This window comes from Burkholderia sp. E168m23 (assembly GCF_016586125.1).
Taxonomy (GTDB): Bacteria; Pseudomonadota; Gammaproteobacteria; order Burkholderiales; family Burkholderiaceae; genus Burkholderia; species Burkholderia orbicola.
Map to the genome: position 1 here is coordinate 1 of NZ_BCPP01000067.1, position 13,463 is coordinate 13,463.

General features: G+C 65.5%; 17 protein-coding genes and 1 pseudogene. 7 read left to right on the forward strand and 11 right to left on the reverse strand.

What is annotated here, in order from left to right:
• From JMF90_RS05910 to JMF90_RS05920, 3 genes are all read left to right on the forward strand, one after another.
• A partial coding sequence (locus JMF90_RS05910) for a LuxR C-terminal-related transcriptional regulator (protein WP_236597951.1) occupies window positions 1-291 on the forward strand: 291 nt, incomplete at its 5' end.
• Window positions 292-367: 76 nt separating this feature from the next.
• Window positions 368-1,042 (forward strand): energy-coupling factor ABC transporter permease, encoded by a 675-nt coding sequence (locus JMF90_RS05915; RefSeq protein ID WP_011545801.1) that lies wholly within the window; start codon window positions 368-370, stop codon window positions 1,040-1,042.
• A gap of 139 nt (window positions 1,043-1,181) precedes the next feature.
• Window positions 1,182-1,838 carry a BspC domain-containing protein gene (locus tag JMF90_RS05920; protein ID WP_011545802.1) on the forward strand — a complete coding sequence of 219 codons (657 nt, stop codon included), beginning with the start codon at window positions 1,182-1,184 and terminating at the stop codon, window positions 1,836-1,838.
• An 83-nt stretch (window positions 1,839-1,921) separates the two neighbouring features.
• Here JMF90_RS05920 and JMF90_RS05925 read toward each other — a convergent pair whose 3' ends face one another.
• Both JMF90_RS05925 and yaaA read right to left on the reverse strand, forming a co-directional pair.
• Entirely contained in the window at window positions 1,922-3,076 is a 1,155-nt protein-coding gene (locus tag JMF90_RS05925) for a M14-type cytosolic carboxypeptidase (protein ID WP_011545803.1), read from the reverse strand.
• Between the two features lie 134 nt (window positions 3,077-3,210).
• Complete coding sequence (gene yaaA / locus JMF90_RS05930) at window positions 3,211-3,993, reverse strand: peroxide stress protein YaaA (RefSeq protein ID WP_054928004.1); 783 nt, start codon at window positions 3,991-3,993, stop codon at window positions 3,211-3,213.
• 57 nt (window positions 3,994-4,050) lie between these two features.
• Here yaaA and JMF90_RS05935 point away from each other — a divergent pair, with 57 nt between their 5' ends.
• Window positions 4,051-4,548, forward strand: a complete 498-nt coding sequence (locus JMF90_RS05935; protein WP_054928005.1) for a putative toxin-antitoxin system toxin component, PIN family — start codon at window positions 4,051-4,053, stop codon at window positions 4,546-4,548.
• A 27-nt stretch (window positions 4,549-4,575) separates the two neighbouring features.
• Window positions 4,576-5,748, forward strand: coding sequence for a pyridoxal phosphate-dependent aminotransferase (locus JMF90_RS05940; RefSeq protein WP_054928006.1), 1,173 nt, complete (start codon window positions 4,576-4,578; stop codon window positions 5,746-5,748).
• 42 nt (window positions 5,749-5,790) lie between these two features.
• On the opposite strand, the gene JMF90_RS05945 is transcribed toward JMF90_RS05940, so the two are convergent.
• The gene (locus JMF90_RS05945; protein ID WP_054928007.1) at window positions 5,791-6,447 is read right to left on the reverse strand and encodes a glutathione S-transferase; all 657 of its coding nucleotides are present in this window, start codon (window positions 6,445-6,447) and stop codon (window positions 5,791-5,793) included.
• Between the two features lie 202 nt (window positions 6,448-6,649).
• On the opposite strand from JMF90_RS05945, the gene JMF90_RS05950 reads away from it, so the two are divergent.
• Complete coding sequence (locus JMF90_RS05950) at window positions 6,650-7,441, forward strand: oxepin-CoA hydrolase, alternative type (protein WP_012328896.1); 792 nt, start codon at window positions 6,650-6,652, stop codon at window positions 7,439-7,441.
• 219 nt (window positions 7,442-7,660) lie between these two features.
• Window positions 7,661-8,353: a glutathione binding-like protein gene (locus JMF90_RS05955; protein WP_054928012.1), complete on the forward strand. Its 693-nt coding sequence runs from the start codon at window positions 7,661-7,663 to the stop codon at window positions 8,351-8,353.
• A 47-nt stretch (window positions 8,354-8,400) separates the two neighbouring features.
• Here JMF90_RS05955 and JMF90_RS05960 read toward each other — a convergent pair whose 3' ends face one another.
• From JMF90_RS05960 to JMF90_RS05995, 8 genes and pseudogenes are all read right to left on the reverse strand, one after another.
• Window positions 8,401-8,877 (reverse strand): MaoC family dehydratase, encoded by a 477-nt coding sequence (locus JMF90_RS05960; protein ID WP_006496999.1) that lies wholly within the window; start codon window positions 8,875-8,877, stop codon window positions 8,401-8,403.
• Window positions 8,874-9,335: a MaoC family dehydratase gene (locus JMF90_RS05965; RefSeq protein ID WP_012328898.1), complete on the reverse strand. Its 462-nt coding sequence runs from the start codon at window positions 9,333-9,335 to the stop codon at window positions 8,874-8,876. Before JMF90_RS05965 ends, JMF90_RS05960 begins: the two co-directional genes overlap by 4 nt.
• Window positions 9,336-9,373: 38 nt before the next feature.
• Window positions 9,374-10,507: an acyl-CoA dehydrogenase family protein gene (locus JMF90_RS05970; RefSeq protein ID WP_011545810.1), complete on the reverse strand. Its 1,134-nt coding sequence runs from the start codon at window positions 10,505-10,507 to the stop codon at window positions 9,374-9,376.
• A gap of 19 nt (window positions 10,508-10,526) precedes the next feature.
• A complete protein-coding gene (locus JMF90_RS05975; RefSeq protein WP_011545811.1) occupies window positions 10,527-11,723 on the reverse strand; it encodes an acyl-CoA dehydrogenase family protein in 1,197 nt (398 codons plus the stop codon).
• 54 nt (window positions 11,724-11,777) lie between these two features.
• Window positions 11,778-12,200, reverse strand: coding sequence for a DUF1178 family protein (locus tag JMF90_RS05980; protein ID WP_006478278.1), 423 nt, complete (start codon window positions 12,198-12,200; stop codon window positions 11,778-11,780).
• Window positions 12,201-12,336: 136 nt separating this feature from the next.
• Window positions 12,337-12,927, reverse strand: a complete 591-nt coding sequence (locus tag JMF90_RS05985; protein WP_006478277.1) for an NUDIX domain-containing protein — start codon at window positions 12,925-12,927, stop codon at window positions 12,337-12,339.
• Window positions 12,928-12,966: 39 nt separating this feature from the next.
• Window positions 12,967-13,263, reverse strand: a complete 297-nt coding sequence (locus tag JMF90_RS05990; RefSeq protein ID WP_006478276.1) for a DUF2818 family protein — start codon at window positions 13,261-13,263, stop codon at window positions 12,967-12,969.
• A pseudogene (locus JMF90_RS05995) lies at window positions 13,263-13,463 on the reverse strand (NADH:ubiquinone oxidoreductase subunit N); the annotation flags it as partial. The pseudogene JMF90_RS05995 and the gene JMF90_RS05990, both read right to left, overlap by 1 nt.

Sequence of the window (13,463 nt, forward strand, 5' to 3'; positions counted from 1 at the left end):
GGCATCAGCGAAGGCACCGTGAAGATCCACCTCGCGAGCATCTTCCAGCAGCTCGGCGCAGCAAACCGCGCCGCCGCCGTCGCGATCTACAACGGCTGGCTGTCGCCCCATCTCGAGGTGCTGCTGGCGAACCGCAACCGCACCCGCAAACCGGCCATCGGCGAACACGGCCCGGTTCCGCTGCGTACACAACGGCATGACCGTCCGTACCCGTTGCCTACCGCCCATGCCGGCACGCAGGACCTGCCGCTCGCCGCCGAACCGCGGCCACGGTTCCGGCGCGGACGCTAGGCAAACAGTCTCGATATTGCGACGATCGGGCATGTGCAGATTCCCACCTTTGATGCTCAACGAGTAATATGGACGCATGGGTTTTCTTTTCACACCGCTTCCGCTCTGGGTTGGCATCGGTGGCTGGATCGCCGCCGTGGCCCTGCTCGCGCTCGCGATCTGGAATCGCCCGTTCGTACGTCTGCAAGACGCCACGCTTCAGCACGTGTGGCTCGCGCTCGTCACCGCGATCACGGTCCTGTGGGCCTCGAACGCATGGCTCGAGGATGGCATCGTCATGCATCTGCTTGGCGCCACCCTGCTCGTCACGCTGTTCGACTGGACACTCGCGCTGGTCGCGATGGGCGCCGTCACGGCGATTGCCGCGGTCATCTTTGACGCGCCGTGGCAAGGCATCGGCCTGACCTATCTGATCTACGGTGCGCTGCCTGTCGGCGTGTCGGCGTTGCTGCAACGCGCCGCGCTCGCCTGGCTACCGCATAACCTCGCCTCGTTCATCACCGGGCAGGGCTTCCTGTCGCCGGCCATCGCGATCGTCGCGGTCGCCGCCGCGGCGGCAGGTGTCCAGCTCGCACTCGCCGACGGCGTGCCCGTCGTGATTCCGGCCGGCTATCTGCTGAACACCGCACTGCTGGCGCTCGGCGAAGCATGGTTCACCGGCATGGCAACGGCACTCATCGCCGTCTATCGCCCCGCGTGGGTCACGACCTTCGACGTCCGGCGCTACCGCCTCGGCGGCCCGCGCGCCTGAAAATCCCCCTGATCGGCTCGGCGCACACGCGTACCGGCGGTACTTCCGCGGCGCGCGCCGAATACGCCACCTACTGCTGCACAACTTTTTTACGCTAAGATTGAACTCCTGTTCTTCATCGGGCATCTATACGTGCCCGATGTCTCCTTCGCTCCTCACCAATAACCAGATGGACAGCTCTCCTGCCTCGCTCCGGATTTTCCGGGCGCTCGGCAAGCTGGCAGCCTGTATCGCGGGCCTGTCGCTTGCGCTTCCCGCACCGGTATTCGCCGATCTGCTCGACCAGCGCTCCGAACTGATCAACAAATTCGTCAACGAGATGCATGCCGATCCGCTCGCCGCCGATTGTGCGGCGCACGGCAGCTTCATCGCCAGCACGTCGACGGCGTTCGACCGCGTCGACTTCGCGCCGAACGCATTCGACAGCGGCAACGCGACGATCACGCCGTGGAACGACTCGTTCGACCAGGGCAAGCAGCGCGTGAAGGTCGACAACATCGTCACCGTCGACGGGCTCGGCATCCACAGCAACGGCAGCGATCCGACGCCGCTGAAATTCCGTTGCGGCTACGTCGGCCAGCAAATGCTCGCGTTCAGCTGGAACGACCCGGTTCCGCCGCTGAAGCCACGCGTCGAGCGCTCGTCGTCTTCGACGAAGAAGTTCAAGGGCAAGTCGCATCGCGGCAAGGCCAAGGCGAAGGCATCGGGTCGCACCGGCAGCAAGAAGGCCGTCGCGACGAAGAAATCAAGTGGCCAGAAGAAAGCCGTGAAGAAAAAAACCGCGAAGAAGTCCTGATACGACGGAGCGGCAACGACAGCAGCAAAAAAGCCGACGCATCGCAAGATGCGTCGGCTTTTTTCATGCGACGACGGCCGTGCTTAACCGAACGTGTCGATGTGCACCAGGATCGCGGCGAGCATCGCCGCGCCGAGCGCCGCGCTGCGCTCGCCGTTCCAGCCGACGCGCTCGTCGGGCAGGTTCGCGTTGTCCTTGAACGGCATTTCGAGCGTCAACGACAGACAGCCGAACTGGTGGCCGATGTACTTCGACGCGAGCTTCAGCGCATCTTCCTTGTACTTGCTCGCCGCGTAGCCATGCTCGGTCTGGAAGTCGGGGCTTGCGACCTTGAACGCGTCGATGAACGCAGCCTGCTCCTTGCCCTGCTGCTCGGTAAAGCTCGGCAGCATCTCCGAGCCGGCGACGAACACGTACGGCAGATCCTCGTCGCCGTGAATGTCGAAGAACATGTCGCAACCGATCGCGTGGATCGCATCGCGCACGGCCAGCACTTCGGGGCTGCGCTCGGCATCGGGTGCCATCCACTCGCGGTTCAGGTTCGCGCCGGCCGCATTGGTGCGCAGGTTACCGTGCACGCTGCCGTCCGGGTTCATGTTCGGGACGATGTAGAACGTCGCGCGATCGTAGAGCTTGCGCGCAACCGGATCGCCAGCCCAGTCGCCCCATCCGGCCAGCCGCTTGACCAGGCCTTCGACGAACCACTCGGCCATCGATTCGCCCGGATGCTGACGCGCGATGATCCACACCTTCTTCTTCGGCGCACCATCGGTTTCCGGCGTGCCGAGCGTCAGCAGCGACATCGGACGGCCTTCGACCGTACGGCCGAGCTCGACGACGCTCGCCTGCGGCAACTGCTGGACCGCACCGAGAAACGCCGCGTGACGCTCTTCCGAGTACGGTTCGAAATACGCGTAGTAGATGCTGTCGAACTCCGGCGTATGGTCGATGGTCATCGTCTTGCCGTCGAACGTCGTCGGCACGCGGAACCAGTCGACCCGGTCGTAGCTCGCCACCGCGTGGTAGTTGCGCCAGCCCGACGGATACGCGCATTCGGCTGCGTTCTCGAACGTCATCACGCATCGCTCGCCGCGCGCACCCGTCAAGCGGTAGTAAAACCATTGCGCGAACTCCGAACGATTGTCGCCGCGCACGCGCAGCCGGATCGCGTCGGGGCTGTCGCACGACACGACGTCGATTGCGCCTGCGTCGAAATTACTGGTGATCGAAAGGGCCATCTATCTCTCCTTTGTCGACCGGAGTTAGCGCTTTGGCGCTTACACCAGTCCCATGCAAAGCTCGCGACCGAAGCAGACGGTGTACCGCCTGTCCGGCCTCATAAGCGCCGGCCGTCTCGTGAACGCCGGCAGGGTTACTCGCCGACGCGCCGGCGATATACGTAAGTCGAATCGTTCGACGCAGCCGCATCGAACGCATAACCATCCGTCGCGAATTCCTTCAGCGCCTTCGGGTCGGTAATACGGTTCTCGACGACGAAACGCGCCATCAGGCCACGCGCGCGTTTCGCATGGAAGCTGATGATCTTGTAGCGTCCGCCCTTCCAGTCCTCGAATACCGGCGTGATGACCGGTGCGGCCAGCAGCTTCGGCTTGACCGACTTGAAGTATTCGGTCGACGCGCAGTTGACGAGCACGCGCGCCGCACCGCTGCGCGTCTCGAGCTGCTCGTTCAGTGCCCGCGTGATGCGGTCGCCCCAGAACGCATACAGATCCTTGCCGCGCGCGTTCGCGAACCGCGTGCCCATCTCGAGCCGATACGGCTGCAGCAGATCGAGCGGGCGCAGCAGCCCGTACAGGCCCGACAGCACGCGCACGTGCTGCTGCGCATAGTCGAGATCGGTGGACGACAGCGATTTCGCGTCGAACCCCTCGTAGACGTCGCCGTTGAACGCCAGCACGGCCTGCTTCGCGTTGGCCGGCGTGAAGGTCGGCGACCAGTCGGCGTAGCGCTGGAAGTTCAGGCGCGCGAGCGGATCGGAGATATCCATCAGCGTGGCGATGTCCTGCGGCGACAGCTTGCGCAGGCCGTCGATCAGCTCCGACGCGTCGTCGACGAATGCAGGCTTCGTGTAAGACTCGACATGCGCGGGCGTCTCGTAGTCGAGGGATTTGGCGGGAGAGAGAACGATTATCATAGAGGCTCGCTGGCACGCCGTGCCTTGCGGTCAGACGAAAACCACCGATTGTAACGAATGACCCGCTCTCTCGCCCCGCATGCCGCACACCGCGTCGTGCTCGACTCGAACGTCTGGATCGACATTCTCGTATTCGACGACCCCGCCACGCGCCCGATCCGTGCCGCGCTGGAGCACGGCACGCTGGCCGCCGTGATCGACGGCCGCTGCCTGACCGAACTCGAATACGTGCTCGACTATCCGCAGTTCCAGTCGCGCGCGATCGACAAGGCGGCCGCGCTCGCAACGGTCGCCCGGCTCGCGAGCCTCGTCGAACCGCCGCCCATCGACGCCGACGCGCCGCCGCTGCCGAAGTGCAAGGACCGCGACGATCAGAAATTTCTCGAACTCGCCCGCGCCGCGCAGGCCGATTGGCTCGTGTCGAAAGACCGCGCGCTGCTGAAGCTCGCGAAACGCACCGCACGCGACTTCGGTTTCCGAATCGCGCAACCCGCGCCGTTTGCCGAAGCCTGCGCACTCGATGCCGCGCCGCCCGCCACGGCGACGCCGGCCTGACGCCCCAATCCGAATTCGACCGTATCGATGAACGCTCCTTCAGATATGCCAACGACTCCCGTTTTCCCCTCGCGCCTGCCGAACGTCGGCACGACGATCTTCACGATCATGAGCGCGCTTGCCGCCGAAAAAGGTGCGGTGAACCTCGGCCAGGGCTTTCCGGATTTCGATTGCGATCCGCGCATCGTCGATGCAGTCGCCGCCGCGATGCGCAACGGGCACAACCAGTACCCGCCGATGGCCGGCGTCGCGCCGCTGCGCGACGCGATCGCCGACAAGATCGCGCAGGTGTACGGCCGGCGCTACGATCCGGCCACCGAAATCACCGTGACGGCCGGCGCGACCCAGGCGCTGCTGACGGCGATCCTGTGCGCGGTGCATCCGGGCGACGAAGTGATCGTGGTCGAGCCAACCTACGACAGCTATCTGCCGTCGATCGAACTCGCCGGCGGCAAGCCCGTGTTCGTCACGCTGGAGGCGCCCGACTACGCGATCCCGTTCGACCGTCTCGCGGCCGCGATCACGCCGAAAACGCGGATGATCCTGATCAACACGCCGCACAACCCGACGGGCACCGTGTGGCGCGAGGCGGACATGCGCAAGCTCGAGGACATCGTGCGCGGCACCAACGTGCTGATCCTGTCCGACGAGGTCTACGAGCACATGGTCTACGACGGCGCGCGCCACGAGAGCGTCGCGCGCTATCCGGAACTCGCCGCGCGCAGCTTCATCGTGTCGAGCTTCGGCAAGACCTATCACGTGACGGGCTGGAAGGTCGGTTACGTCGCGGCGCCTGCCGCGCTGACCGCGGAATTCCGCAAGGTCCACCAGTTCAACGTGTTCACGGTGAACACGCCGATGCAGATCGGGCTCGCCGACTACCTGCGGGACCCGGCGCCGTACCTGTCGCTCGCGGGCTTCTATCAGCGCAAGCGCGACTTCTTCCGGGCCGGCCTCGAGCGCACGCGCTTCAAGCTGCTGCCGTGCACGGGCACGTACTTCCAGTGCGTCGATTACTCGGCGATCAGCGACCTGCCCGAAGCGGAATTCTCGAAGTGGCTCACGTCGGAGATCGGCGTGGCCGCCATTCCGGTGTCGGCGTTCTATCACGAGCCGCACGAATCGGGCGTCATGCGCTTCTGCTTCGCGAAGCAGGAAAGCACGCTCGCGTCCGCGCTCGAACGGCTGGCCCGCCTGTAAGCCCCGCACGGGCGGCCGCACGCCGCCCTTCGAGAACCGCGGTTACGAACGCGCGACGTTCGCCGCTTCGACATACGCCTTGCGCTCGGCGGCCACGCGCTGCGCGGCAGGGCGTTCACTCACCATCTTGGCGTGCCCCTTCCAGTCGATGCCTGCATCGAGCAGGAAATCGCGCCCGTATATGGCCTTCGTCGCCATGCCGATGACCGGCAGATGGACCCACGCGGCGATGTCGGCGAGGCCGAACGAGTCGCCGAGCACATACGGCGAAAACCGTGTCATCTGCTTGAATGCATCGATCGCGCGGGGCAGGCGCTTCTCGACGTGCGCCTTCATCCCGTCGCTCACCTTGCCGCCGAAAAACGCTTCCGTGTACACCTCGCGCGCCATCCATTCGAGATACAGCTCGAGCGTCTCGACCAGTTCGCGCACCTTCGCCGCCGCGAACGGGCTCGTGGGGAAAATGCCTTTCTCGGGATAGCGCGCCGCCAGGTATTCGATGATCGCCTGCGACTCGAACAGCGCCCCCTCTTCGGTCTTCAGGAACGGAATCTTGCCGAGCGGCGAATCGGCAAGCTGCGCCGGATCGCTGATCGGCAAACCGCACACCGCTTCCTCGAACGGAATGTCGTGCTCGAGCAGGACGAACTTCACCTTGTTGTAGTAGTTGGACAACGGAATACCGCACAGCTGTAACATCGAAGTCTCCTTCCTTGCTCAGGGGCGGCCGCATCGACGCCAGCCGCATCGGGATTCATCACGCCGAAAAGCACGTTCGTGCTAGTCTAAAGCAAGTTTTGCGTTCGTCACGACAACATTACATCCACTGCGGCGTCGGCTCTGGCCGTCCGCACGACACACGCGGCGTCGTCGCCGCGCCACCCGATGGAGACACGCTCGCATGAGTGCTGAACTGCTGGCCTCGCGTCCGCCCGAGAGCGAATCGACGCTCGTCCTCACGCTGTCCAATCCTGGCGCGCGCAACGCGCTGCATCCCGACATGTACGCGGCGGGCATCGAAGCGCTCGCCACCGCCGAGCGCGATCCGGCGATTCGCGCCGTCGTGCTGACGGGCGCCGATCGCTTCTTCTGCGCCGGCGGCAACCTGAACCGGCTGCTCGAGAATCGCTCGAAGGATCCGTCCTTCCAGGCCGACAGCATCGATCAGCTCGCGGCATGGGTCACGGCGATCCGCGCATCGACGAAACCGGTGATCGCGGCCGTCGAAGGCGCCGCGGCCGGCGCGGGCTTCTCGCTCGCGCTCGCGTGCGACCTGATCGTCGCCGCACACGATGCGAAATTCGTGATGTCGTATGCGCGCGTCGGCCTGACGCCCGACGGCGGCGGCTCGTGGTTTCTCGCCCGCGCGCTGCCGCGTGCGATCGCGGCCGAAATCCTGTTCGAAGGCAAACCGGTCGCCGCCGAACGCCTGCATGCGCTCGGCGTCGTCAACCGGCTCGCCGCGCCAGGCACCGCATTGAGCGACGCACTGGCCTGGGCCGACGCACTCGCCGGCATCTCGCCGAATGCGCTCACGCGCATCAAGTCGCTGCTCGACGACGCGACCGCGCAACCGCTGGACGCGCACCTCGGCACCGAGCGCGATCATTTCGTCGCGTCGCTGCATCATGCGGACGGGCTCGAAGGCATCACCGCTTTTCTCGAGAAGCGTCAGCCGCGCTACAAGCGCTGATCCACCGCGTCGGACTTCGAACCGACGCCACGCCGCCGGGTCCATCCGATGCGGCCCGCCGACGCGTACGCCATGTCGGCGATGCTCTCCGGCCCCGCCGGGCCTGCCCGTCGGCACGCGCGTCTGCGTCGTCAGCAGCCCGTGTCGATCCATGCTCTAATGACCGCCTGTCGCGGCGCCGCCGGCGCCGTTTTCGCGCATGCCACACAGGAGTTGACGATGATCGACGTCTATAGCTGGGCGACCCCGAACGGCCACAAGGTACACATCATGCTCGAGGAAACCGGCCTCGCGTATCGTGCGCATCCGGTCGATATCGGTGCGGGCGACCAGTTCGAGCCCGAGTTCCTGAAGATCAGCCCGAACAACAAGATCCCGGCAATCGTGGATCCGGAGGGCCCCGGCGGCCAATCGATCTCGCTGTTCGAATCGGGCGCGATCCTGATTTACCTCGCGGAGAAGACCGGCAAGTTCCTGCCGACCGATCCGGCCGCGCGCTATGCGACGCTCGAGTGGCTGATGTTCCAGATGGGCGGTGTCGGCCCGATGCTCGGGCAGGCGCATCACTTCCGCCTCTATGCGCCGGAGAAGATCGAGTATGCGGTCAACCGCTATACGAACGAAGCGAAGCGCCTGTACAACGTGATGGAAAAGCGCCTCGGCGAATCCGAGTATCTGGCGGGCGACACGTACACGATCGCGGACATTGCGACGTTCCCGTGGACACGCTCATGGCAGAACCAGGGCATCGTGCTCGACGCGTTGCCGAACGTGAAGCGCTGGCACGAGACGATCGCCGCGCGACCGGCCGTGCAGCGCGGCGTCGAAGTGCTTGCGTCGATGCGCAAGGCGCTGCAGGACGACAAGGCACGCGAGGTGCTGTTCGGCGCAACGCAATACGCGAAGCGCTGACACGCACGTGGCGGTCGGAGCGGCATCCGTGCATGCCGCTCCGTGCGTCAGAAATAATGCAGCGTGATGAACTCCGCCGCGCACACCGGCAACGGCGCGTCGGGGCGCTCGACCTGCACCGATACCGACCACGTCACCTGAATGCCGCCGCGCGCGGCGTCGGCGGTTTCCTTCACCGCGAACAATGCACGCACGCGTGCCCCCACCGGCACCGGCTTCAAAAACCGCACGCGGTTCAAGCCGTAGTTCACGCCCATCTTCTGCTCGAAGCGCATTGCGTCGGTCATCAACGCAGGAATCAGCGACAGCGTCAGGAATCCGTGCGCGATCGGGCCGCCGAACGGCGACTCGCGCCGCGCGCGTTCGGGGTCGACGTGAATCCATTGATGATCGCCGGTCGCGTCGGCGAAACCGTCGACGCGCGGCTGGTCGATCTCGATCCAGCCGCTCGCGAGCGGCTCCGCGCCGACCCGCGCCTGCAGCGCCTGGGCCGAGGCGATCAGCGGCAAGGTCACGTCGGTCATGGGTTCGCGCCTCCCGGATGGCGCAGCCCGAAAATCACCTTGGTGTGCACGCTGATCACCGTCTCGCCGGCTTCGTTCACGCCGACCCATTCGGTCGACACGATGCCGCGATCGGGCTTGCTCTCCGACACGCGCTTGTCGTGCACCTTCTGGTACATCGTGATCGTGTCGCCGGCGCGCACCGGCTTCAGCCAGCGGATCGAATCGATGCCCGGCGAGCCCATGCTGGTCGAATCCGGCCCGAGCTTCTGAACCAGCAGGCTCATGAACACCGAGCACGTATGCCAGCCGCTCGCGACGAGCCCGCCGAAATGCGAGGCCTTCCCCGCTGCCTCGTCGACATGGAACGGCTGCGGATCGTAGCGCTTCGCGAACGTCTTGATGTCGTCCGGCTCGAACGTGTAGCGGCCCACTTCGGTGGTACTGCCGACCACCAGATCTTCGTAACTGATGCCCACTGATAAGTCTCCTTGTCTGACGCGCTCGCGCGTCACCGTCATGCTACGTCGGTCTGCGCGAAATCGGGCAGCGCCGTGATGCGGGCGAGGTGATGATCGGTATCGCCAAGCGTCGTCTCGATGATCGACAGCCGTTTGAACAGGTGCGCGGCGGCCACCTCGTTGGTCACGCCCATGCCGCCGTGCAATTGGACCGCCTGCTGGCCGACGAAGCGCGCGGCCGCCCCGACCCGGGCCTTCGCGGCCGACACGGCCTTGCGCCGTGCATCGGCATCGCCGTTCGCGTAGCGCACTGCCGCGAGATAGGTCAGTGAACGCGCCTGCTCGGCATGGATCAGCATGTCGACCATCCGGTGCTGCAGCGCCTGAAAACGCGCGATCGGCACGCCGAACTGCTCGCGCGTCTTCGTATATTCGACCGTCGCGCGATTCAGCTCGTCGAGCGCGCCAACCGCTTCCGCGCACAGCAGGAAGGTCGCGTAATCGGCGATCTGCTCGAGGGCCACCGCGTCGCGCGCACCGCCCGTCAGCAGTCGGGCCGGCGTGTCGTCGAACGTGATCGTCGCGGCACGCTGGCCGTCGATGGTCCGGTAGTCGACCACCTTCGTGTTCGCTGCATCGCGTTCGACGACGAAGAGGCCGATGCCGCCACCGTCGATTCGCGCAGGCACGATCCACACGTGCGCCTGCGCGCCGTGCTGAACCACCGACTTGGCGCCGGTCAGCCGGTACGTGCCGCCCTGCTCGCGTGCGTGCGTGTCGAGTTCGTATAGATCGTAGCGCGCCCGCGGTTCGTGGAATGCGACCGCCACGCGCTTTTGCCCTTGCGCGACCGCCTCCAGCAGCGCGGCATCGTCGCCTGCGCCGGAGCCGGCGATCCGCAACGCCTCGACGCCGACCGCCGTGGCCCAGTACGGCTCGATCACGAGCGCGCGGCCCAGCTCCTGCATCACGACCAGCATGTCGACCGGGCCGCCGCCGAAGCCGCCCTGTGCGTCCGGCACGGGCAACGCGGTCAAGCCGAGTTCGGTGAATGCGCGCCACTGCGCGTCCGACACACCGGCATCGCTACGCACGATCGCCTGGCGCGCTTCGAAGCCATATTGCTCGCCGAGATACCGGCGCAGCGCGTCGGCGAACTGCTGCTGCTCATCGGTAAAGCTGAAATCCATGGTTGTCTCCGTTCCCTGATCACAGCCCCAGAATCATCTGCGCGATGATGTTCTTCTGGATCTCGTTCGAACCGCCGTAGATCGACGTCTTCCGGTAATTGAAGTAGTACGCGGCGAGCGGCGCCGCATCGTCGTCGCCCGCGATGCTGTGCTCGCGCTCGCCGTCGAGGAACGGCACGTCGAATGGGGCGGCCAGCGGGCCGATCGCTTCGACCATCAGCTCGGTAAGCGCCTGCTGCACCTCGGTGCCCTTGATCTTCAGCATCGACGCCTCGGGGCCGGGCCCCTTGCCGCTCGTCTCGCGGCTGACGACGCGCAGCACCGTCACTTCCAGCGCCATCAACTCGACTTCGAGTGCTGCGACCTTCGCGGCGAACACGGGATCGGCGAGCAACGGCTTGCCGTTCTTGCGCTGATTCGATGCGACGCGCTTCAGGAACGCAAGCTCCCGCTTCGACGCGCCGACGCGCGCGATGCCGGTGCGCTCGTGGCCAAGCAGGTATTTCGCGTAGGTCCAGCCGCGGTTCTCGTCGCCGACGAGATTCTCGACCGGCACCTTCACGTCCTCGAAGAACACCTCGTTGACCTCGTGGTCCTCGTCGAGCATCACGATCGGGCGCACCGTGATGCCGGGCGTCTTCATGTCGATCAGCAGGAACGAGATGCCCTCCTGCTTCTTCGCGGCCGGATCGGTGCGCACGAGGCAGAACATCATGTCGGCGTACTGGCCGAGCGTGGTCCAGGTCTTCTGGCCGTTGACGACGTAGTGATCGCCGTGGCGCTCGGCGCGCGTGCGCAGCGACGCGAGGTCGGACCCGGAACCCGGCTCCGAATAACCCTGGCACCACCAGTCCGAGCCGTCGAGAATACGCGGCAGATAGTGGCGCTTCTGCGCATCGCTGCCGTATTTCATCAGGACCGGCGCGACCATCGACACCCCGAACGGCAGCACGGTCGGCGCACCGATCCGCGCGCACTCCTCGTCCCAGATGTGCCGCTGCGTCGCGTTCCAGCCCGGGCCGCCATATTCGACCGGCCACGCGGGTGCGGACCAGCCGCGCTGGCCCAGAATCCGGTGCCAGCTCGCGAAATCCTCGCGGTCGAGTCGCTTGTGATCGAGTACCTTGGCGCGCAGTGCGTGAGGCAGGTTGGCCTCGAGCCAGGCGCGGACGTCAACGCGGAACGCGTCGTCGGCGGGGGAATAATCCAGATCCATGCGCAGTGTCTCCTGTCCGCGACCGTCCGGGCCGGCCAGGACACACTGCGTACGTCATTGCAGCGGTTCTTTCAGCGCGGCTGGAATCGGCAGCGGCATCACGTCGATGCCTTCTTCGACCAAGGACTGCGCATCCTCTGGCGTCGTGACGCCGCGAATGCTGCGTGCGGGCGCCTCGTTGTAATGGATGCGCCGCGCTTCCTCGGCGAAGCGCTCGCCCACGTTCTCGGTCTTCTCCAGCACCTCGCGCAGCGCGCGCATCACCTGCGCCTGCAGCGCACGCGGATCGGCCGGCTGCGCCTGCGTCGCGCCCGACAGGTTCAGGCGCGGCGCCGACGGCAGACGGTTGACCTCGGTGGTCCCGCACACCGGACATTCGACCAGCTTGCGGGACAACTGCGCTTCGAATTCATCGGCGGAAGCGAACCAGCCTTCGAACCGATGACCGTGCGGGCACTGTAAATCGAGGACCTTCATGCTGAATCAGGGCGTGTGACGAGTGTAGCGCAAAAAGCGGTTTTGTGAACGATCGTGCTAAATCGCGATCACGCGGCGCGAATGCGCCACATCACGGGATTGTAACGCGGTGCCCCGGCCGCCGCTGACGCCGTGCTCAGGGCGTGACGACCGGCCCGAGCGGCCACGTGCCGGACAGCACCTTGTCGAGCCACATCGTGCCAATGATCGTCTTCACGTCGGAGATCTGGCCCGTGCGCACCCATTCCTGCAGATCTGCCAGCGTCGCGGTGAAGGTTTCGAGGAATTCGCCTTCGTCGAGCTTGCGCTCGCCGGCCGTGAGCCCGCGCGCGAGGTACAGGTCGATGAATTCGGTCGAATAGGAAATGATCGGGTGGATGCGGGCCAGGAACACGTACTCGCGCGCCGTGTAGCCGGTTTCCTCGCGCAGTTCGCGCACCGCGCACGCGAGCGCGCCTTCGTTCGGGTCGAGCTTGCCGGCCGGGAATTCGGCCATCACCTTGCCGATCGGATAGCGGAACTGGCTTTCCATCAGCACGCGGCCGTCGTCGAACAGCGGGATCACCATCACCGCACCCGGGTGCTGGACGTATTCGCGCGTGGCCTTCTTGCCGTCCGGCAGACGGACGGTGTCGCGCTTGAGCTTGAGGAACGCGCCTTCGAAGATCGCCTCGCTCTCGAGGCAGGTTTCGGTCAGTGCGGCGTCGTGATTGGGTAGTTCGGCCATCGGCGGCTCCTGAATGAGCACGACGGACGGCCGAAGCCGTCAGCGTCGTTTGACGAGATACTGGAACGTGAAGCCGGGAAACGCGAACACGACGAAGAGACTGAACGTGATCGCGTAAAACTGCCAGCCCTGTTCGAAGCGGTTGCCGGCGCGCGACTCGAGCCAGAAGCCGAGCGCGCCGACGACGAAGTACAGCACGATCAGCTCGCCGATCCGCACCCACGCGTTCTTCTTGGTCGCGCCGAACGGCACGACGGCGAAGAGGCGTTGGTTCAGGAACGGCAGGTTGGCGCAGACGAGCGCCAACAGCACGATGAACCAGCCGGCTGCCGACATTACAGCGGCAGCGTGTGACGGATTGCCTGCAGGCAGGCAGTCAGCAGCGGGCTCGGGATCAGGCCGAGCACGACGACCGCCAGGCCGTTCAGCACGAGGATCGTGCGCTTGCAGAAATCGCCCGAGATCGGCGTCGAATCCTGCGGGGCATCGAAGTACATCAGCTTCACGATGCGCAGGTAGTAGAACGCACCGAACAG